Genomic DNA, 19,262 nt, shown 5'->3' on the forward strand with positions numbered 1-19,262 from the left:
GTCAGGGTTGCCTAAATACGTCGGTCACTTCGGTGCGTAACGCACGCCTACGAAGACCGCGGCGCCGAGCGTATTGAACCCTTTCGCGAGCTCGTAATCGCGATCGAGCACGTTGTTCGCCCTGGCTTCGATCGCCCAGTCGCGATTGACGGCATAGCGCGCAAAAAGGTTCAGCAGCGAATAGCCCGACAGCTCATTGACCTCGCCGGCGCGGTCGAATCGCTTGCCGACGCCGATGAGCTCGCCGCCGAAGCGGAACGGCCCCACTTCGCGCGAAATCGCCAGCCGGCCCTGCTCCCGCGCGCGCCGATGCAGGCGCTTTCCGGTCTCGAGGTTCTTCGCATCCATCAGGTCGATACTCGTCGAAACGTCGAAACCATAAAGCTTGGCTGCGTATGCGAATTCCCAGCCCTCGATCCGGGCGTCATCGGTCTGCTCCGGCACAAACGCGAAGGTGGGGGGTGCAGCATTCCATTCGATGAGGTTGGATATCCTGTTGTTGAAATAGGTCGCGGACGCGCTATGGCGCCCGTCGTCGTACTTCAGCGCCGCCTCCCGATTGCGTGAGCGTTCCGGCTTCAGCGACGGATCGCCGTGGTTTCCGAAGGCGTCCTCGTAATAGAGATCATTCAGCGTCGGCGCCTTGAACGCGGTCCCCAGGGCTGCCGAAACGGACCACAGGGGCGTCAACTTGTATCCGTAAGACGCGAAATAGGTCGTTTCGTCACCGAACTGGCTGTTCTTGTCCTGGCGCACATTGAGTTGCCACTGATGCTGGCCGAGGCTGGCATTCCAACCGGCAAGCAGCGACTCGATCCGGCGCCCCTTCTTCGCGAAGGCGGTGGTGCTGTCTACGCGCTGGTCCAGGTACTCGTAGGCGAGAAGCGCCGACCCGAGCGGCAGCTTGACGTCGTTCTGCCATACTGCTTGGCTCTGACGCGTATCGAACTGGAATGAATCGCGGAAGCCGCTCGACTCGTCCTTCGATTGTGCGATCCGGACTGTGCTCGTCCAGTTCGACGTCAGCCGGTTGCGGCTCGCCAGGCCGATCGACTCCGCCACGTCATCATTGCCCACGTCCGCACCGCCGCGGGAATTGAAGCCGTTCCCGTCATACCAGTTGCGCGTTTGCGCGTGCAGGACATTCAGTTCGAGATCGTGGTCGTTGTTGAACTTGAAGCCCAGGCTGCCCGAGGCCGTCGTGGCACGGAAGCCGTCGCGGTCCGCGTCGAGGGCCGGATCGTAATCGTGAAAAACCCGGCGGGCAGCGAAAGGTCCCTTCTTGGCTGACACGCCGTCGGTCTCGTACTGCCCTGCCCGGAAGGCGTACGACCACGCGCCGGCAGCGCCCGAGACGCCGGCGCTCACATCGGTCGTCTCGTAGGTGCCCGCGCCGACAAAGAGTTCGGGCCGGAAACCGCCCTCCCCCTTCTTCGTGAACACCTGCACCACGCCGCCGACAGCGTCCGCGCCATACAGGGCAGATGCCGGTCCGCGCAGAATCTCGACACGCTCGATCTGGTCGAGCGGAATGTTCTGGAACGGCGCCTGCCCGGTCGTCGCTGAACCGACGCGCACGCCGTCGACGAACAGCACCGTGTGGTTCGAGTTCGTGCCACGCATGAACAAGGACGATGTCTTTCCGGGCCCACCATTGCTCGAAATCTGCACGCCGGCCCTGTTGCCGAGCAGTTCGAGCAGTGAGGACTGTCCGGATTCCTCGATTTCAGCGCGCTCGATGACGTCCACGCTGGCGAGGACTTCGGACGCGCGCTGAGGCTGACGGGCTGCGGTCACGACCACGGTCTCGCCGATCTTCTCTTCGGCAGCCAGTGCACCGGTAGCAAACGGCAATGCGGCGGCCACCGCGACGGCGGTAGCGGACAGACGGATGTTCATCTGGGGTTATCTCCCTGCGCCAGCGGTCGCGTCCCCGCGCCACTGGTCATCTTCACAATGGAAGCGCCGCCCGGGGAAATACGTGTTGAGCCGCTGCGAAGCACGCCCGTCGCCGCCTCCCCGCGGACTTCCGCCTTCTCGTGTCCGGGCCGGTATCCGGGCTCGTGGGCTGGCCGGCGCTCCATCGTGGAGTGCCGGACCGGACGCATCGCCTTCCCGGACTCTCGTCCAGTGGCGGTTGGATGCGCCTTGCGTCCACTTACCGTTGCGGGGGCAGCACAGGCCTTGCGTCGCCGGCTCCGGGAGCCGTTCGCGCACCTGTTTCCCGTTTAACCCTATGGCGTGAGCCGCCGTCGGGCACCTGAAACACGTCGCGCCCGAAAAAGCGGACGCGGGGCGGATAATAGCGCGTTCCGCAATTTCCCGCAGCGCAAAAAATACGCGCAATTCCAAAGACATGCCCGCACATCTGATCCTCGGCGGCGCCCGCTCGGGCAAGAGCCGCCACGCCGAAAGCCTCGCCATTGCCAGCGGACTACCCGTCACCGTGATCGCCACCGCCGAAGCCCTCGACGACGAGATGAAGGCCCGCATCCGACGGCATCAGGACGACCGCCCGGCCGGCTGGCGCACCGTCGAAACACCGCTGGCACTCGCGGCGACGCTCGCACGCGAAGCCGCCGCCGGGCGCTGCGTGATCGTCGACTGCCTGACGCTGTGGCTCACCAACCTGATGGCCGATGTTGGCGACCTGCCCGATCCTGCCGGGGCCGGACTGCCGCCGGTCCTCCATGCGGAGCGCGCGGCGCTGCTGGAAATCCTGCCGACCCTGCGCGGCGAGGTCCTACTCGTCGCCAACGAGGTCGGACTGGGACTCGTCCCCGATACCGCGCTCGGGCGCTTCTTTCGCGACGAAGCGGGCCGCCTCAACCAGATGGCTGCCGCTGCCTGCGAGCGCGTCACCTTCGTCGCTGCAGGTTTGCCCCTGGCACTCAAGGGCGGCGCCTGAGTGCAAACCGCAACAATGCGGCACGTCGCTGCCTATGACGTGTCGTATTTTTTGTACGCCGGAGGCGATTGCCTCCTAGAATTGTATTTCCGTAACCAGATTTTCGATCAGGCAGGCATGGACGTTGCGGCGCAACCGGATGACACAATGGACGAACGTCTCAGGGCGTTCACCGGCGCACGGCTGCGGGTCATCCTGCCGGTGGCGTTGGCGCTTCCGCTCGCGGCCTTCGCGCAGCCCGATGCGCAAGCCGGAAGCGGCGACCTCCTGACCAACCTGATAGCCACCGTCTTCTACGTCGGCTTCACGGCAGCCCTGCTACTCAAAAGCCTGTTGCAGTTCTTCACCAACCGCGACCGCTGTTATGTCGTCTACGCCGGATTCGCGTTCGGCACTGGCCTCGGCCTGCTGGCCCTCGGACTGCTTCACGGCTTTGCGTCGGGCGAACCCGCCGGCCGCTGGACCACGACCGCCGAACCCTTCGGTCTCGCGCTCGCGGGCCTGTGCGCCGCACTGTTCACCCGCGAATACCTGCACACTGCAGCACGCTCGCCGCGCCTCGACCTTGCGCTCAAGGTCTTCGCGGCACTTTTCGCCATCGCGCTGGCCAGCACCTTCGTGCTGCCGGGCGATTACCCCAGCACGCTCATCGCCGGCATCAGCCCGGCCTTCGCGCTGCTCGCCACCGCTTGCGCCATCCATGGCCGCCAGCAGAGGCGGCCGGGCGCGACGATTCTCATTGCCGGCTGGACCGCGATGCTCGTCGGCGCGCTCCTGTTCCTGGCCACCCACAGCGGGCTGTTGCGTCCCGCGGGGCTTCCGATTCACGCACTCCAGCTCGCATGGACGTTCGGCGTGCTGACGATGTCGCTCGCGCTCGCCGAGCGCACCGGTTCGAACTGGCGCGAACGCGTCGCCCGTCACGCCGAAGAACTCGCCAGCCTGGAGCACTCGATCGAATCCCTGCAGGCATCCGAACAGTTCCTCACCCAGGGCATGGCGCAGCGCAGCCAGGAGATCGAATCCCTCACCCATCGCCTGCAGGAAAGCGAGCAGCGTTTCCAGCAGATGGCGCACCACGATCCGCTCACCGGCCTTGCGAACCAGTTGCTGCTCACCGACCGCATCGACCAGGGCATCATCCGCGCCAAGCGCCACAACACCCGCATCGGCGTCGTGATGCTCGACTTCGACGAGTTCAGCGCGATCAACGACAGCTACGGGCAGGATGTCGGCGACGAGATCCTCAGGATCGCCGCGCAGCGGCTGCGCAGCATCGTGCGCGAACAGGACACCGTCGCACGCCCCGAGAACGACCAGTTCGTGATCGTGCTCGAGGAAGTGTTCGACATGAACGACCTGCAGCGCGTCGCGAACGCGGTCACCCTGGTGGCCGGCGAGGCAATCCAGGTCGAGGGGCAGACCTTCATGCTCGACGTCTCGATGGGCAGCGCGATCTCCGGCAACGAAGGCTCCAATGCCGTCACGCTGCTCAAGCAGGCCAGCAAGCTCATGCGCCGTGCCAAGGAAGGCAAACGCCTCAACCGCCAGCAGGGTGGCCCCCGCAGCATTGCCCGGGCGTGAGGCTCGCAGCACGCGCTGCGTGCTACCATCGCAGCCCTTTCAGGGCAAACGCATACCGCAATCATGACCTTCCAGATCTGCGCACCCGCGCGCACGCTCGCGGCCGACCTCCAGCAACGCATCGACAACAAGACCAAGCCACAGGGCGCGCTCGGCCGCCTGGAGCCGCTGGCGCTGCAGCTGGGACTGATCCAGCAGACGCTCAGCCCCGAGATCCGCCAACCCCACATCATGGTCTTCGCCGGCGATCACGGCGCGGCGCGCGCGGGCATTTCCGCCTTCCCGCAGGACGTCACCTGGCAGATGGTCGAAAACTTCCTCGCCGGCGGCGCGGCGATCAACGTCTTCAGCCGTCAGATGGGGCTCGGGCTCACCGTCATCGACTGCGGCGTGAACCACGAATTCGGGCAGCGCCCGGGCCTCGTCAACGCCAAACTCGGACCGGGCACCGAGAACTATCTGGAACAGGCGGCGATGAGCGCCGAGCAGTGCGAGGCGGCGCTCACCCGCGGACGCGAACTTGCGCACGCGCTCGCCGCCAACGGCTGCAATCTGGTCGGCTTCGGCGAGATGGGCATCGGCAACACCGCGTCGGCCTCGCTGCTGACGCACTGCCTGATCGGCGAGGGGGGCGGCGCCGACCTCGTCACCGTGACGGGACGCGGCACCGGCCTCGACGATGCCGGCCTCGTGCGCAAGCGCGAACTGCTGGGCCAGGCACTCGCCCGCGGCGGCCGCCCGACCGATCCGCGCGCGGCGCTCGCCGAATACGGCGGCTTCGAGATCGCCGTGATGGCCGGCGCGATGCTCGGCGCGGCCGAAAAGCGCATGACGCTGCTGATCGACGGCTTCATCGTCACCTCCGCGCTGCTCGTCGCCCACGCGATCGCCCCCGAAATCCTCGACTACTGCGTGTTCGCCCACCGCTCGAAGGAGCCGGGCCACACCGCACAGCTCAAGCACTTCAGTGTCGATCCGCTGATGGAACTGGACCTGCGCCTGGGCGAAGGCACCGGCGCCGCGCTCGCCTTCCCGCTCGTGCAGGCGGCGGCAAACTTCCTCAACGAGATGGCGAGCTTCGAGTCGGCCAGCATCAGCGGGAAGGACGACTGAGGGGCTCCTGAACGCCGCCCGCACGATGCGCTACCAGCTCGAACTCTTCTTCACCGCGCTCGGCTTCTTCACGCGCCTGCCGGTGCCCGCCTGGGTGCCGTGGTCGCCTGAGCGGCTGAACCACGCGGCGCGCTACTTCCCGCTCGTCGGCTGGGTCGTCGGCGCAATCGGCGCGGCGAGCTGGCTCGCGCTCGCGCAGATCCTGCCGCCGACCGTCGCCGTGCTGCTGTCGATGGCGGTGACGATACGCGCGACCGGCGCCTTCCACGAGGACGGCTGGGCCGACGCCTGCGACGGCCTGGGTGGCGGCTGGGACAAGCTGCAGGCACTGACGATCATGAAGGACTCGCGCATCGGCAGCTACGGCAGCGTCGGGCTGCTGCTGATGCTGCTCACCAAGGCCGCCGCGCTGGTCGAACTGGCCGCGGCGGGCAGCGCCGGGGTCGCGACCGCCCTACTCGTCGCGCATCCGCTCTCGCGGCTCGCCTCGACGAGCCTGATCCACACCCTCGAATACGTGCGCGAGGACGAAACGGCGAAGGCGAAGCCGCTCGCACGCCGCTTGTCCGGCACCGAACTCGCGCTCGCGGCCGGCTTTGGCGCACTGCCGCTCGCCCTGCTCGCGCCCGCCGCGGCCGCGAGCGCCCTCGCCGCCGCCATCGCGGTCACGCTGTGGGGCGCCCGCTATCTGCGCCGGCGCCTCGGCGGCTACACCGGCGACTGCCTCGGCGCCGTGCAGCAGGCGACCGAACTGGCGATCTATCTGGGCCTCCTCGCGGCATGGAACTTCACCTGATCCGCCACCCGCGGCCGGACGTGCCGGCCGGGGTGTGCTACGGCCAATCCGACGTGGGCCTCGCCGAAGCACCGGATGCCGTCGCCGCGCGCCTGCGCCCGATCCTGCCTGCGCGCTTCGTGCTGCACGCGAGCCCGCTGGCGCGCGCGCGCCTGCTCGCTGCCGAACTCGGTTCGCCCCTGCTCGACGATCGCCTCAAGGAGATGCACTTCGGCGAATGGGAACTGCGCCCGTACGCCGAACTCGGCCCGGCGATCGACACCTGGGTCACGGATCCGATGGGCTTTCGCGCCCCGGGCGGCGAGTCGGCGCACGACATGAGCGAGCGCGTGCTGCAGTGGCTCGACGCCCTCCTCGCCAACGCGCCCGCCGACCCCGTCGTCGTGATCGCCCACGGCGGTCCGCTGCGCGCAATCGCCGGCCACCTGCTGGGAATCCCCGCCGAACGCTGGCTGAGCCTCGACTTCGCCTGCGGCCACGCCGCGCGCCTCGACGTCGAGGAATGGGGCGTCGTGCTGAAGTGGTTCAACCGCTGAAACATCGCGCACTACCCGGTTCGTGGGATAATTGCCGACTTTTCAACGCGCTGCCCCGCCTTCCATTTTGCCCGCCACCCCGTCCATGCTGCCGCCCCTGCCCGATTTCTCTACCGGTCGCGTCCTCGTCGTCGGCGACGTGATGCTCGACCGCTACTGGCACGGCTCGACCACCCGCATCTCGCCCGAGGCGCCGGTGCCGGTCGTGAAGGTCGAGGGGGACGAGTACCGCGCCGGAGGTGCCGGGAACGTCGCACTCAACGCAGCCTCGCTGGGTGCAGGGGCCGAACTCGTGGGCCTCGTGGGCCGCGACGAAGCGGCGCGCCTGCTGCGTGAACAGCTCGAATCGGGCGGCGTCGCGTGCCGCCTGCTCGAGGCGCCGCAGCACCCGACGATCACCAAGCTGCGCATCATCAGCCGCCACCAGCAGCTCATTCGCCTCGACTTCGAGGACAGTTTCGCAGTGCTGGAAAGCGCCGGCATCGAACAGGCCTTCGAGGACGCGGTCGGCGCGTGCGGCGCGGTGGTGCTGTCCGACTACGGCAAGGGCACACTGGCGCAGGTCGGCGACCTGATCCGCGTCGCGCGCGAGCGCAAGGTGCCGGTCGTCGTCGATCCAAAGGGCACGGACTTCGGCCGCTACTGCGGCGCGACCGTGATCACCCCGAACCTTTCCGAATTCGAAGCGGTCGTAGGGCACTGTGCCGACGACGCCACGCTGCGTCAGCGCGGCGAGGCGCTGCGCGAGGCGCTGGACCTGGAAGCGCTGCTCGTCACGCGCTCCGAGCGCGGCATGACGCTGCTGCAAAGGGGGCAGCCCCCGCTCGACCTGCCCACTCGTGCGCGCGACGTGTTCGACGTCACCGGCGCGGGCGACACGGTCGTCGCGGTGCTTGGCGCGGGGCTCGCCTGCGGGCTGTCGCTGCCCGATGCGACCGCGCTCGCCAACGTCGCCGCCGGCGTCGTCGTCGGCAAGCTCGGCACCGCGACCGTCAGCTGCGAGGAACTGCGCGAGGCGCTCGGCGCCACGCACTGAACAAGGAGTCATCATGTACATCGTCACCGGCGGCGCCGGCTTCATCGGCAGCAACATCGTGCAGGGCCTCAACGCCCGCGGCATCACCGACATCCTGGTCGTCGACGACCTCACCGACGGGCGCAAGTGCCTCAACCTCGCCGACGCGCACATCCGCGACTACGCGGACAAGGACGACTTCCTGCGCCGCATCCAGGCCGGCGAGGATTTCGGCCGCATCGAGGCGGTATTCCACGAAGGCGCCTGCTCCTCGACCACCGAGTGGGACGGCCGCTTCGTGATGACCGTGAACTACGACTACACCAAGGCGCTGTTCGGCTGGTGCGTCGAGCGCGGGATTCCCTTCCTGTACGCCTCCTCGGCCTCGGTCTATGGCATGGGCCCGACCTTCCGCGAGGCGCGCGAATTCGAGCGTCCGCTGAACATGTACGCGTACTCGAAGTTCCTCTTCGACTGCCATCTGCGCCCGCAGCTGCCGAACGTCAAGAGCCAGGTCGCCGGCCTGCGCTACTTCAACGTGTACGGCCCGCGCGAGCAGCACAAGGGCAGCATGGCGAGCGTCGCCTGGCACTTCAAGAACCAGCTCAACGAGAGCGGCCGGCTGCGCCTCTTCGAAGGCTCGGACGGCTACGGCCCGGGCGAACAGCGGCGTGACTTCATCCACGTTGACGACGTCGTCGCCGTGAACCTGTGGCTGCTCGACAACCCGCAGGTCTCGGGCATCTTCAATGTCGGCACCGGCAAGGCGCAGAGCTTCAACGAAGTAGCCCGCGCCGCGATCAATTGGCACAAGGGCGAAGGCGGGGGCGGCGGCATCGACTACGTCGCCTTCCCCGAGCACCTCAAGGGCCGTTACCAGAGCTACACGCAGGCCGACATGGGGGCACTGCGCGCCGCCGGCTACGCGGACACGTTCATGCCGGTCGAAGTCGGCGTACCGAAGTACATGGATTGGCTGGCACAGAGCCTCGGATGACGCAGCCGCGGCAGATCCTGGTGGTCGGCCCGTCGTGGGTCGGGGACATGGTGATGGCACAGAGCCTCTTCATGACCCTGAAAGCCGAAGGTCCGTGCGAGATCGACGTCCTCGCGCCGGGCTGGTCGCTGGCCATCCTGGAGCGCATGCCCGAGGTGCGCGGCGGCATCGCCATGCCGCTCGGCCACGGCCAGATCGGCCTGAAGGAGCGCTGGCGGCTGGGCCGCGAACTTGCCAGGCGGCACTACGATCAGGCGATCGTGCTCCCGGGCTCCCTGAAGTCCGCACTGGCCCCCTTCTTCGCGCGGATCCCGCAGCGCACCGCCTTCCGCGGCGAGATGCGTTACGGCCTCATCAACGACATGCGCCGCCTCGACAAGGCCGCGCTGCCGATGACCGTGCAGCGCTTCGTCGCCCTCGGGCGCCCTGCCGGCAAGCCGCTGTCGCAGCCCTTTCCGCGCCCGCGTCTGGTCGCGAACACGGCCAGCCAGGCGCGTCTGCGTGCCGAACTGGGCCTCGACCCGGACCGCCCCGCGATCGCCTTCATGCCCGGCGCCGAATATGGCCCCGCCAAGCAATGGCCGCTCGCGCACTACGGCACCCTCGCCGCCGAGCTCGTCGAGCGCGGCTACCAGGTGTGGGTGCTCGGCTCGGCCAAGGACGCGCCCGCCGGCCAGGAAATCGCCGCGAAGGCGGGAGAGGGCAAAGGTGAGGGCGTGCATAACCTGTGCGGCCGCACCCAGCTCGGCGACGCCGTCGACCTGCTGGCGATAAGCGCTGCCGCGGTGACCAACGACTCCGGCCTGATGCACGTCGCCGCGGCGCTCGACCGGCCGCTGGTCGCCGTCTATGGTTCCTCGACGCCCGACCACACGCCACCGCTGTCCGACCGCGTCGCGGTCCGCTACCTGCGGCTCGAATGCTCGCCCTGCTTCGAGCGGGTGTGCCCGCTCGGTCACACCCGCTGCCTGCAGGACATCACGCCGGCCAGCGTGCTCGCCGCCCTCGCGACGCTGGGCGTGACGGCGCAGCAGGACACCCGCGGAGCCGCCTGATGCGCGTACTGGTCGTCAAGACCTCGTCGCTCGGCGACGTCATCCACACTTTGCCGGCGCTCACCGATGCCGCGCGCGCGATCCCCGGCATCCGCTTCGACTGGGTCGTCGAGGAAGCCTTTGCCGAGATCCCGTCCTGGCACCCGGCCGTCGACGAAGTGATCCCGGTCGCCGTGCGGCGCTGGCGCAAGTCGCCCTTCGCGGCGCTGCGCAGCGGCGAATGGCGGCGCTTCACCCGCCGCGTCAGACAGGGCCGCTACGACGCGACCATCGACGCGCAGGGCCTCATCAAGAGCGCCTTCCTGACGCGCTACGCGAGCCGGCCGGTGCACGGCCTGGACCGCAACTCGGCGCGCGAACCGTTCGCGACGCGCTTCTACACGCACACCCATCCTGTGCCGGTCGGTCACCATGCCGTCGAGCGCGTGCGCGAACTGTTCGCCCGCGCGCTCGGCTACCCCGTGCCCGACGGCCCCGGGGAATACGGTCTGGATCGCCGCCGCGTACTGCCACCCGGACGCGACGTGGGCGACTACCTGCTGTTCCTGCACGGCACCACCTGGGCGACCAAACACTGGCCGGAAACCTATTGGCGGCAACTCCTCGGACTCGCCCGCGACGGCGGCTGGGCGGTGCGCCTACCCTGGGGCAACGACGAGGAGCGCGCGCGCGCCGAACGCCTCGCCACCGGCCTCGCCAACGTCACCGTGTTGCCGCGCCTGAAGCTCGCCGGCATCGCGGCCCAGCTCGCTGGCGCGCGCGCCTGTGTCGCCGTAGACACCGGCCTCGGCCACCTCGCCGCGGCCTTCGACGTGCCGACGCTGTCGCTGTTCGGCCCGACCAACCCCGGCTTCACCGGCGCCTGGGGCCACAACCAGTTCCACTTCGCGTCGAACATGGCCTGCGCGCCCTGCCTGCAGCGCCGCTGCACGCACGAACCGACCGAGGAGGAGCGGTCCCGCTTCGACCTAACGACCGAGCAACCGCTGTGTTTCACGCGCCTCGCCCCGGAGCGCGTGTGGCGCGCGCTGCAGTCCGTGATCGCGGACGGCGCCCCGGGCGAGGAAGCGGCCGGCACGCCCCCCTCGCCGGACGACTGCAGCGAGGCGTTGCGCCCCGTTTTCGACCGCAAGGCCCGCTGATGCAGCTTGCTTTCTGCCTGTACAAGTACTTTCCCTTCGGCGGCCTGCAGCGCGACTTCCTGCGCATCGCGCTGACCTGCCAGGCGCGCGGCCACGGCATCCGCGTGTACGCCCTCGAATGGGAGGGCGAGGTGCCGCCGGGCTTCGAGCTCGTGCGCGTGCCGGCGAAGGCGTTCTCCAACCATCGCCGCTACGCGAAATTCACCGACTGGGTGCAGGCCGACCTGCGCCGCCACCCCACCGACCGCATCGTCGGCTTCAACAAGATGCCGGGGCTCGACGTGTATTACGCCGCCGACCCCTGTTTCGAGGACAAGGCGCGCCGCCTGAGGAAGCCGCTGTACCGCTACAGCCCGCGCTACCGCCACTTCTCGGCCTACGAGCGCGCGGTGTTCGCGCCCGAGGTGCATGCCGAGATCCTGACCATCTCGCCCGCGCAGCAGGCCCTGTTCGCGAAGTACTACGGCACGCCGCAGCGCCGCTTCCACCCGCTGCCGCCGGGCATCGCCCCGGACCGCCGCGCCCCCGCGAACGCCACCGGGATCCGCGCCGCCTTCCGGGAGGAGTTCCACCTAGCCAACGACGACCTTCTGGTCGTGCAGATCGGCTCCGATTTCCCGCGCAAGGGCCTGGACCGCACGCTCGCGGCGATCGGCGCGCTGCCCGATCCCCTCAAGCGCCGCACGCACCTGATGGCACTCGGCGCCGACGATCCCAAGCCCTTCATGGACCAGGCGCGCACGCTGGGCATCGCCGGGCGCGTGACGCTGCCCGGCGGGCGCAGCGACGTGCCACGCTTCCTGCTCGGCGCCGACCTGTTCACCCACCCGGCACGCCACGAGAACACCGGCACCGTGCTGCTCGAAGCCCTGGTCGCGGGCCTGCCTGCCTTGGTCAGCGGCGCCTGCGGCTACGCGCACTACATCGAGGAAGCCGAGGCCGGGCGCGTCATCGCGGAACCGTTCGACCAGGCCGAGATGAACGCCGCGCTCGCACAGATGCTCGACGACGACGCGGCGCGGGCTCGCTGGCACAGCAATGCGCTCGCATATGCCGACAGCCACGACCTGTACAGCCTGCCGGAGCGCGCCGCCGACGTGATCCTCGGCTCGCGGGGCCCGGACCGTCGCGGACGCCAACCGGCGTGATGTTCCGATGAGTACCGTCGTCCTCGCCGAACCCATCGCAACGCTGTGGGCCGGGCGCGACCCCTTCGCAGCCGCTGCGGCGCTCACCGGCACCGTCGTGCGCGAACTCGAAGGTCGGCGCACCTTCCGCTTCGAGCTCGCCGGTCGCGGCTACTACGCCAAGCTGCACCGCGGCATCGGCTGGGGCGAGATCCTCGAGAACCTCGCGCGCCTGCGCCACCCGGTGCTCGGCGCCGAGAACGAATGGCGCGCGATCCAGGCCTTCCACGCGCACGGCCTGGGCACGATGACGGCAGTGGCCTTCGGCGACCGCGGGCGCGGCCCGGCGCGGCGCGAGTCCTTCCTGATCACCGAGGCGCTGGAACCGACCATCGACCTCGACGCCTTCACGCGCGAGTGGGCCGACAAGCCGCCACCGGTGGCCCTCAAACGCGCGCTGCTCAAGGAAGTGACCCGCATCGCGCGCGGCATGCACGAAGCCGGCATCAACCACCGCGACTTCTACCTGGTCCACTTCCTGCTCGACCTGGACCCGCCACCGGCGCCCGACCGGCTGCGCCTGTCCGTGATCGACCTGCACCGCGCGCAGCTGCGCGAACGCACGCCGCGGCGCTGGCGCGACAAGGACCTCGCGGCGCTGTACTTCTCCGCGCTCGACATCGGCCTCACGCGGCGCGACAAGCTGCGCTTCGTGCGCGACTACTTCCCCGGCCCGCTGCGCGAGACGCTCGCACGTGAAGCGCGCCTGTTCGCCCACCTCGAACGCGAGGCCGCCCGCCTCAAGCGCCGCTACGAGCGCAAGTTCGCCCATCGGCCGGCACTGCAGCGATGACCCCTCAGGCCCCCGTCGCCACGCCCCCGTTGATCGCCGCCCCCCCCCTCATCGACGCTGCCGCATTGCGCATGGCCGGACGCGCACCCGCCGTGCCCTTCCGCGTCGCGCTCGGCGACGGGCGCGAGCTCACGATGCTCCGCCTGCTGCGCGTACTGCCGCACAAGCGCGTCGTCGGCGAAAGCCTGCTCGACGGCCGACGCGTGCTCGCGAAGCTCTTCATCGACAAGGACAGCGCCCGCCACCGGGAGCGCGAACACCGCGGCATCGGCGCGCTGGCCGCCGCGGGCATCCCGACGCCCGCCACGATCGCCGCCCCGGCACTGCCAGGCGGCGGCCACCTCCTGCTGACGGAATTCCTCGACGACGCGACGACGCTCCTCGACCACTGGCGTCCGCTCGCCGCATGCCCGCCGGGCGAGGCCGCCGCCATCGCCCTGCTCGCCCCCGCGTTCAGCCTGCTGGGGCGCCTGCACCGGGCCGGTCTCGCCCACGACGACCTGCATTTCGGCAATTTCCTGCTGCACGACGGGCAACTGCACCTCATCGACGGCGACGCCGTCACGTGCGCCGCGGCGCCACTCGCGGCCAAGCCCGCCGCCCGCGACCTCGCGATGCTGATCGCACAGCTGCCGCGTACCTGGGACGGCTCCCTGGCGCCGCTCCTCGACGCCTACCGCGACGGCGGGGCGCAAGCCATCGACGCCACCGTGCTCGCCCGCGCGCTGCGGCACGAGCGCGCGTGGCGCCTGCGCGACTACCTCGACAAGAGCGGGCGCGACTGCACCCTCTTTCGCGTGCGCCGCAGCGTGCACCGCTTCGAGGCCGTCGTGCGCGGCGAGGCCGACACCCTCGCTCCCATCCTCGCCGACCCCGACAGCTGGATCGCCGCCGGCAAGGCGCTGAAGCGCGGCAACACCTGCACCGTAGCGCGCGTGGAACTGGACGGGCGTCCGCTCGTCATCAAACGCTACAACCTCAAGCACCTGGGCCACGCGATCTCGCGCGCATGGCGGCCGACGCGCGCCTGGCACTCGTGGCGCGAAGGACACCGCCTCAGCCTGTTCGGCATCCCGACGCCGCGGCCGCTGGCGCTGATCGAGGAACGCTGGGGACCGCTGCGCGCGCGCGCCTGGCTCGTCACCGAATACTGCGGCGGGCCGGACATGCTCGCCCATCTCGCACCGGACACCGAACCCGCGCCCGCCGAGGCCGCCTCGCTGCGCGTGCTGTTCGAGACCCTGTACCGCGAACGCATCAGCCACGGCGACCTGAAAGCGACCAACCTGCTGTGGGACGGCAGCCAGGCCCTCGTGATCGACCTCGACGCTGCCTGCCAGCACGCCACGCAAACCGGCTTCCACCGCGCCTGGCGCCGCGACCGCGCGCGCTTCCTGCGCAACTGGCCGGCGGAATCGCCGCTACATCGCTGGCTCGACGCGATGCTGCCGGGTCGCCCCTGAGCATTCCAAGCGGCAGTCGAATACGACCATTCGCCCTGAGCTTGTCGAAGGGCATCGGCAGGGCTTCGACAGGCTCAGCCCGAACGGCACGGGGTTGCCATGCCGGCACGCCGGACCTTACTCCCCGGCGGCCGCCCCTTCGCCGTGCTCCGCGAACTGCATCGCGTACAGCCGCGCGTAGTGGCCGTCGCGCGCGAGCAGTTCGGCATGTGTGCCGCGCTCGACGATGCGCCCTTGCTCCATGACCATGATCACGTCGGCCTTCTCGATCGTCGACAGCCGGTGCGCGATCACGAGCGTCGTACGCCCGCGCATGACCCGGTCGAGCGCGGCCTGGATGTGGCGCTCCGACTCGGTGTCCAGCGCCGACGTCGCCTCGTCCAGGATCAGCACCGGCGCATCCTTCAGCAGCGCGCGCGCAATCGCCAGGCGCTGACGCTGTCCACCCGACAGCACGACGCCGTTCTCGCCGATGTCCGTGTCGTAGCCCTGCGGCAGGCGCTCGATGAACTCGGCCGCAAAGGCCGCCCGCGCGGCGCGCTCGACCGCCTCGCGCGGCGTGCCGGCAAGATCGCCATAGGCGATGTTGCTCGCCACCGAATCGTTGAACAGCGTCACCTGCTGCGTCACCAGCGCGATATGGCGGCGCAGGTTCTTCAGCGTGTAATCCTCGACATCGACGCCGTCGATCAGGATGTGGCCGCTCTCATGATGGTAGAAGCGCGGGATCAGGTTCGCGAGCGTCGACTTGCCGCTGCCGGAGCGCCCGACCAGCGCCACCATCTGCCCCGGCTCCACGCTGAAGCTGATGCCGTCGAGCACCGGCCGGTCCGTGCCCGGATAGCGGAAACTCAGGTCGCGCACTTCCAGCCGCCCCTCGACCCGGTCGCGCTCGACCGTGCCGCGGTCCTCCTCGATCGGCTCGTCGAGCTGCTCGAAAATGCTCTCTGCCCCCGCGACGCCGCGCTGGATCGTCGAACTGACCTCCGACAACTGCCGGATCGGCTTCGGCAGCAAGCCGGCCGCGGTGATGTAGGCCACCAGGTCGCCCGCCGACGCCTCGCCGCGCAACAGCAGCACCAGGAACAGCAACGCCGCCATCGCCGCGTAGGTCACCAGCTGCAGCGCCGGCGTGTAGATCGCGCCGGTCTTGACCATGCGCAGCTGCTTGTTCGTGTTATCCGCGCTCGCCGCACGGAAGCGCCGCGACTCGTACTCCTCGCCGCCGAAGCTGCGCACCACCCGGTAGCCCTGGATCGTCTCCGAGGCCACGTGCGTCACGTCGCCCATCGCTGCCTGGATCTTCCTGCTCTGCTTGCGGAACTTGCGGCTCGCGTTCGTCACCATGAGCCCGATCACCGGCAGGATGGCCAGCATCACCAGCGTCAGCTTCCAGTTCATCCACAGGATGTAGCCGAACAGGAAGATCACCGACAGCCCTTCGCGGATGACGATCTTGATCGCATCCGTCGCGGCCCCCGTCACCATCGTCACGTTGAAGGTGATGCGCGAGATAAGGTGGCCGGAGTTCGTCTGGTCGAAATAACGGTTCGGCAGTCGCAGAAGGCTGTCGAACAGCCCCATGCGCAGATCGTGCACCAGGCCCAGCGACACCTTGGCGAGGAAGTAATTGCCCAGATAGGACCCCACCCCCTGCCACATCGCGATCGCCACGATCATCACCGGCACGGCCTTCATCAGCGGCAGCGTCGCGAGCAGCGGCACGCCGGGGAACATCACCGCGTCCGGGTTCGTCAGGCCATCCACGAAATACTTGAGAATCCCCGCGAGCATCGGCTGGGACGAGGCGAAGATCAGGAAGCCCACGATACTGACGGCAAAGGCCGGCACGTAGGGCCGGACGTAGGTCAGCAGGCGAAGATAGATCCTGAGGCTGGAAGCGGGCTTCGTTTCTGCGGGCTTTGGTTCTTTATGGCGCTTCAAGTCGTGGAGCATCCGGAAAGGGGAATCGTGCACCGCCGCAAAACGGGCTTGCAGGGAAGCATGCGGGGTAGAATTGTACCTTTGAAACCCGGCGCCCGAACCCCGTGACCAAGCTGACCCGCGAAGCGTTTTCTGCCCTGCGCAAAGGCGCAACGGTCATCGAGGCAGACCCGAAGGGAGAAAAGGTCCTGCGCCTCGGCGACGGCTCCTTTCTCAAACTGTTCCGCCGCAAGCGCATCCTCTCGTCGGCGCTGCTCTTCCCGCCCGCAAGACGCTTCCGGAACAACGTCGAATCGCTCGCTGCGCGCGGGATTCCCTGCCCGCAGGTCACGGAACTGTACGAATTCGACAGCGAGGGCAAGACCGCCGTACGCTACTGGCCGCTGCCCGGAGACACGGTCCGCGGCCTGCTGCCCGGCCTCCCGGCCGCGGAACGCGGCGCCATGCTGCTGCGGCTCGCCGCCTTCATTGCCCGACTGCACGACCTGGGCATCTATTTCCGCTCGCTGCACTTCGGCAACGTGATCCTCACGCCGTCGGGGGAATTCGGCCTGATCGACCTGTCCGACATGCGCGCGCAACGCGCACCGATCAGCCGCCCCAAGCGCATCCGCAACTTCCGCCACTTCTTCCGCTACAAGGACGATGCCCGTTTCATCACGGAACTCGGCACCGCGCGCTTCCTCGCAGCCTACAACGATGCGTCGCGCGTGCGCATGGAAGCGGCGCACCTGGCGCGCATGCCCAACCTCAATCCGGCGTCCTGACCCCGTCCCGGGCGCGGTAATACGCTTCGAGGGCGGGCCGGCCGCTTTCGATCACGGCCATGAAGACCGGGATCCAGAAGAATACCCACAGCGTGCGCGGGGAGGCGATCACCCCGTTGGTGTCCGTCAACAAGCCCCCCCAACCTACCAGCGCCACCAGGAGCCAGGAAGATCGCGCACGCCAGGTCAGCACGAAGAAGGCTGCGGCCATCGCGGCGAACGTCAGCAGACTCGACAATCCGCCGAAATAGAACGCTGAGACGTAGGCACTGTGCGGATGATAGAACTGCCCCAGGATCAGGTGCTGGTCCTTTCCGCATCCGAAAACCACGCCGCACTCCCCGACCACTCTCCGGATAGCCGCTTCCCAGATATCCAGTCGGTAGCTCGCTCCGCGCTCCAACAAGATCGAGCCGGCGCCGCTGGCAAGCAGAACCAGCACGACAAGCCCGAGCACGATCAGCACCGCCTTGATATACCGGCGCTGAACCGCGTATCCGACCAGGAAGAATGCCATGCCGAGCAGTGCCGAACGGGCCTGAAAGACGACCGCACATGCGGCGCAAAGCCCGACGAGCCCCAGCAGGCCAAGCCAGCGGGCGACAGCCGACGATCGTGCCAGACGCGCCTCGACGTGGAACACCCACAGAAAGACCAGACCGGAAATGATCATGAGTGCCGCGAAAATCGGATTCCCGGTACGTCCCCACAGTGCGATTCGCTGCGCCAGACCGGAGGTCCGAAGGGCCAGGACCCAATCGACCGTCGCCACGACCAGCAATGCCAGCGCGACCAGCGAATACGCCAGGAACGACCGCCTGACCGCGCCCTCGTTCTTCTCGATCATCACGCAAGTCAGGAACAACACCGCGATATAGACGGAATCCTTAAGGAAGGAGACATCCCTGAACCCAAGCAGGAGTGCGAACAACCCGAAGCAGGCGAAGAAGACCGGGGCCGCCTTGTACGGTTCAAGTGCCAATCGCGGCAACGACAGCCACCAGATCACCGCGGGGACAGCCAGACCGGCATAAAAGATGTTGTTCGATGCCTTGGCCGATATCGGCAGGAAAAAGGACACCATGAAGACGAACAGGACAGCGGGAAAGAATTCCGCCCGGAATCTGCTCGGGCGCATCGCGGATACTGGCATTCGATCTCGTCAGAAAATACGCGTCAATAACCGAACAATTCGTAGTCGCGTTCATAAACGCGCCGAATCCGGTCGATCGTGCGCGTTTCAAAGGTCATTGCCTGCGGCTTCGTCTCGGAGACGTTGACTGCTTCCAGCGCCGCATCGACACCGAGGCTGGCGCAGACATGGCGAAAGTCCTCGACGATGGTTTCCTGCCGCCCGATGTAATCCATGCGAACCTGGCCAAGCGAATCGCACAGGAATTCCCACTGCGGAGCGAAGTGAATCTGCCGATGCGCGTTCTCTTCGCACAGCCAGTGCTGCACGAATCGATCGAAGGAATCGTAGCCTGTGACCAAATTATGCGCGGCCAGATCGCGCGGACCCCGGTTGCTCGAGCACAGATAGCGATAGGCCGAATATGCGCGGTCTAGCGGGTTGCGCACGAAGCAGAATTTGTAAGCGCGTTCGAAGAACTCCGGAAAACTGCGCTCGTAGAACCACAGCGGCATGTGTCCCTGCGTCCGCTGCGGAAACAGGGCCGTCTTTATACTGCTCCCCGCGCATTTGGGCACGTGGATGAAGATGCATGAATGCCGCTGAAAATCCTCCGGAAGAAACACGCTGTCCGACAGGATCTTGTCGAGCGCAGACCGGTCGACGATCGAGCGGCGACTGAGAACGGTCTCCCGCGTGGCCTTGGGAACCAGCTTCCAGAGATACCTTCTCGTCTGACCGCGCCACATTTGCAAGGCGACCGCAGGATCGCGCGCGCTCGCCCACAGGAAGAAGAGAGTTGTATGTGCGTGCTTGAGGATTGACATTCG

General features: G+C 68.0%; 17 protein-coding genes and 1 riboswitch. Of the genes, 13 read left to right on the top strand and 4 right to left on the bottom strand.

Going from position 1 to position 19,262, the window contains the following annotated elements; translation table 11 throughout:
* Positions 1-24: 24 nt before the first annotated feature.
* On the bottom strand, positions 25-1,899 hold the full coding sequence (locus tag F464_RS0121000) for a TonB-dependent receptor domain-containing protein (RefSeq protein WP_018991827.1): 1,875 nt from the start codon (positions 1,897-1,899) through the stop codon (positions 25-27).
* 143 nt (positions 1,900-2,042) lie between these two features.
* Positions 2,043-2,265, bottom strand: a riboswitch (cobalamin riboswitch).
* A 91-nt stretch (positions 2,266-2,356) separates the two neighbouring features.
* Here F464_RS0121000 and cobU point away from each other — a divergent pair.
* The 12 genes from cobU (at position 2,357) to F464_RS0121060 (ending at position 14,589) form a co-directional block, all read left to right on the top strand.
* Complete coding sequence (gene cobU, locus F464_RS0121005) at positions 2,357-2,908, top strand: bifunctional adenosylcobinamide kinase/adenosylcobinamide-phosphate guanylyltransferase (RefSeq protein ID WP_018991828.1); 552 nt, start codon at positions 2,357-2,359, stop codon at positions 2,906-2,908.
* A gap of 147 nt (positions 2,909-3,055) precedes the next feature.
* A complete protein-coding gene (locus F464_RS0121010; protein WP_018991829.1) occupies positions 3,056-4,492 on the top strand; it encodes a diguanylate cyclase in 1,437 nt (478 codons plus the stop codon).
* A 63-nt stretch (positions 4,493-4,555) separates the two neighbouring features.
* Positions 4,556-5,605, top strand: coding sequence for a nicotinate-nucleotide--dimethylbenzimidazole phosphoribosyltransferase (cobT, locus tag F464_RS0121015; RefSeq protein ID WP_018991830.1), 1,050 nt, complete (start codon positions 4,556-4,558; stop codon positions 5,603-5,605).
* 25 nt (positions 5,606-5,630) lie between these two features.
* Entirely contained in the window at positions 5,631-6,401 is a 771-nt protein-coding gene (locus F464_RS0121020) for an adenosylcobinamide-GDP ribazoletransferase (protein ID WP_018991831.1), read from the top strand.
* Positions 6,386-6,937: an alpha-ribazole phosphatase family protein gene (cobC, locus tag F464_RS0121025; protein WP_018991832.1), complete on the top strand. Its 552-nt coding sequence runs from the start codon at positions 6,386-6,388 to the stop codon at positions 6,935-6,937. Before F464_RS0121020 ends, cobC begins: the two co-directional genes overlap by 16 nt.
* Positions 6,938-7,022: 85 nt before the next feature.
* On the top strand, positions 7,023-7,973 hold the full coding sequence (gene rfaE1 / locus F464_RS29225; protein ID WP_018991833.1) for a D-glycero-beta-D-manno-heptose-7-phosphate kinase: 951 nt from the start codon (positions 7,023-7,025) through the stop codon (positions 7,971-7,973).
* A gap of 13 nt (positions 7,974-7,986) precedes the next feature.
* Positions 7,987-8,949: an ADP-glyceromanno-heptose 6-epimerase gene (gene rfaD / locus F464_RS0121035; RefSeq protein WP_018991834.1), complete on the top strand. Its 963-nt coding sequence runs from the start codon at positions 7,987-7,989 to the stop codon at positions 8,947-8,949.
* Positions 8,946-10,004, top strand: coding sequence for a lipopolysaccharide heptosyltransferase II (gene waaF, locus F464_RS0121040; RefSeq protein ID WP_018991835.1), 1,059 nt, complete (start codon positions 8,946-8,948; stop codon positions 10,002-10,004). The genes rfaD and waaF overlap by 4 nt, the downstream gene beginning before the upstream one ends.
* Complete coding sequence (gene waaC, locus F464_RS0121045; protein WP_018991836.1) at positions 10,004-11,146, top strand: lipopolysaccharide heptosyltransferase I; 1,143 nt, start codon at positions 10,004-10,006, stop codon at positions 11,144-11,146. Before waaF ends, waaC begins: the two co-directional genes overlap by 1 nt.
* Positions 11,146-12,294 carry a glycosyltransferase family 4 protein gene (locus F464_RS0121050; RefSeq protein WP_018991837.1) on the top strand — a complete coding sequence of 383 codons (1,149 nt, stop codon included), beginning with the start codon at positions 11,146-11,148 and terminating at the stop codon, positions 12,292-12,294. The genes waaC and F464_RS0121050 overlap by 1 nt, the downstream gene beginning before the upstream one ends.
* 7 nt (positions 12,295-12,301) lie before the next feature.
* The gene (gene rfaP, locus F464_RS0121055; protein WP_018991838.1) at positions 12,302-13,126 is read left to right on the top strand and encodes a lipopolysaccharide core heptose(I) kinase RfaP; all 825 of its coding nucleotides are present in this window, start codon (positions 12,302-12,304) and stop codon (positions 13,124-13,126) included.
* The gene (locus tag F464_RS0121060) at positions 13,123-14,589 is read left to right on the top strand and encodes a lipopolysaccharide kinase InaA family protein (protein ID WP_157354023.1); all 1,467 of its coding nucleotides are present in this window, start codon (positions 13,123-13,125) and stop codon (positions 14,587-14,589) included. Before rfaP ends, F464_RS0121060 begins: the two co-directional genes overlap by 4 nt.
* A 117-nt stretch (positions 14,590-14,706) precedes the next feature.
* Here F464_RS0121060 and msbA read toward each other — a convergent pair whose 3' ends face one another.
* A complete protein-coding gene (gene msbA, locus F464_RS0121065; protein WP_018991840.1) occupies positions 14,707-16,545 on the bottom strand; it encodes a lipid A export permease/ATP-binding protein MsbA in 1,839 nt (612 codons plus the stop codon).
* 92 nt (positions 16,546-16,637) lie between these two features.
* Between msbA and F464_RS29230 the strand changes: the two genes are divergently transcribed.
* On the top strand, positions 16,638-17,300 hold the full coding sequence (locus tag F464_RS29230; protein ID WP_018991841.1) for a lipopolysaccharide kinase InaA family protein: 663 nt from the start codon (positions 16,638-16,640) through the stop codon (positions 17,298-17,300).
* On the opposite strand, the gene F464_RS0121075 is transcribed toward F464_RS29230, so the two are convergent.
* Both F464_RS0121075 and F464_RS0121080 read right to left on the bottom strand, forming a co-directional pair.
* Positions 17,284-18,453 (bottom strand): hypothetical protein, encoded by a 1,170-nt coding sequence (locus F464_RS0121075; protein ID WP_018991842.1) that lies wholly within the window; start codon positions 18,451-18,453, stop codon positions 17,284-17,286. The genes F464_RS29230 and F464_RS0121075 overlap by 17 nt on opposite strands.
* A 23-nt stretch (positions 18,454-18,476) precedes the next feature.
* Positions 18,477-19,259, bottom strand: a complete 783-nt coding sequence (locus F464_RS0121080; RefSeq protein WP_018991843.1) for a sulfotransferase family 2 domain-containing protein — start codon at positions 19,257-19,259, stop codon at positions 18,477-18,479.
* Between the last annotated feature and the right edge of the window lie 3 nt (positions 19,260-19,262).

The sequence above is a fragment of the Aromatoleum toluclasticum ATCC 700605 genome, assembly GCF_000378245.1.
In the GTDB taxonomy this organism is placed as follows: domain Bacteria; phylum Pseudomonadota; class Gammaproteobacteria; order Burkholderiales; family Rhodocyclaceae; genus Aromatoleum; species Aromatoleum toluclasticum.

Coding starts and splice junctions, on each gene's coding strand:
- F464_RS0121000 (WP_018991827.1), bottom strand. CDS start 1,899: ATGAACATCCGTCTGTCCGCTACCGCCGTCGCGGTGGCCGCCGCATTG.
- cobU (WP_018991828.1), top strand. CDS start 2,357: ATGCCCGCACATCTGATCCTCGGCGGCGCCCGCTCGGGCAAGAGCCGC.
- F464_RS0121010 (WP_018991829.1), top strand. CDS start 3,056: ATGGACGAACGTCTCAGGGCGTTCACCGGCGCACGGCTGCGGGTCATC.
- cobT (WP_018991830.1), top strand. CDS start 4,556: ATGACCTTCCAGATCTGCGCACCCGCGCGCACGCTCGCGGCCGACCTC.
- F464_RS0121020 (WP_018991831.1), top strand. CDS start 5,631: ATGCGCTACCAGCTCGAACTCTTCTTCACCGCGCTCGGCTTCTTCACG.
- cobC (WP_018991832.1), top strand. CDS start 6,386: ATGGAACTTCACCTGATCCGCCACCCGCGGCCGGACGTGCCGGCCGGG.
- rfaE1 (WP_018991833.1), top strand. CDS start 7,023: ATGCTGCCGCCCCTGCCCGATTTCTCTACCGGTCGCGTCCTCGTCGTC.
- rfaD (WP_018991834.1), top strand. CDS start 7,987: ATGTACATCGTCACCGGCGGCGCCGGCTTCATCGGCAGCAACATCGTG.
- waaF (WP_018991835.1), top strand. CDS start 8,946: ATGACGCAGCCGCGGCAGATCCTGGTGGTCGGCCCGTCGTGGGTCGGG.
- waaC (WP_018991836.1), top strand. CDS start 10,004: ATGCGCGTACTGGTCGTCAAGACCTCGTCGCTCGGCGACGTCATCCAC.
- F464_RS0121050 (WP_018991837.1), top strand. CDS start 11,146: ATGCAGCTTGCTTTCTGCCTGTACAAGTACTTTCCCTTCGGCGGCCTG.
- rfaP (WP_018991838.1), top strand. CDS start 12,302: ATGAGTACCGTCGTCCTCGCCGAACCCATCGCAACGCTGTGGGCCGGG.
- F464_RS0121060 (WP_157354023.1), top strand. CDS start 13,123: ATGACCCCTCAGGCCCCCGTCGCCACGCCCCCGTTGATCGCCGCCCCC.
- msbA (WP_018991840.1), bottom strand. CDS start 16,545: ATGCTCCACGACTTGAAGCGCCATAAAGAACCAAAGCCCGCAGAAACG.
- F464_RS0121075 (WP_018991842.1), bottom strand. CDS start 18,453: ATGCCAGTATCCGCGATGCGCCCGAGCAGATTCCGGGCGGAATTCTTT.
- F464_RS0121080 (WP_018991843.1), bottom strand. CDS start 19,259: ATGTCAATCCTCAAGCACGCACATACAACTCTCTTCTTCCTGTGGGCG.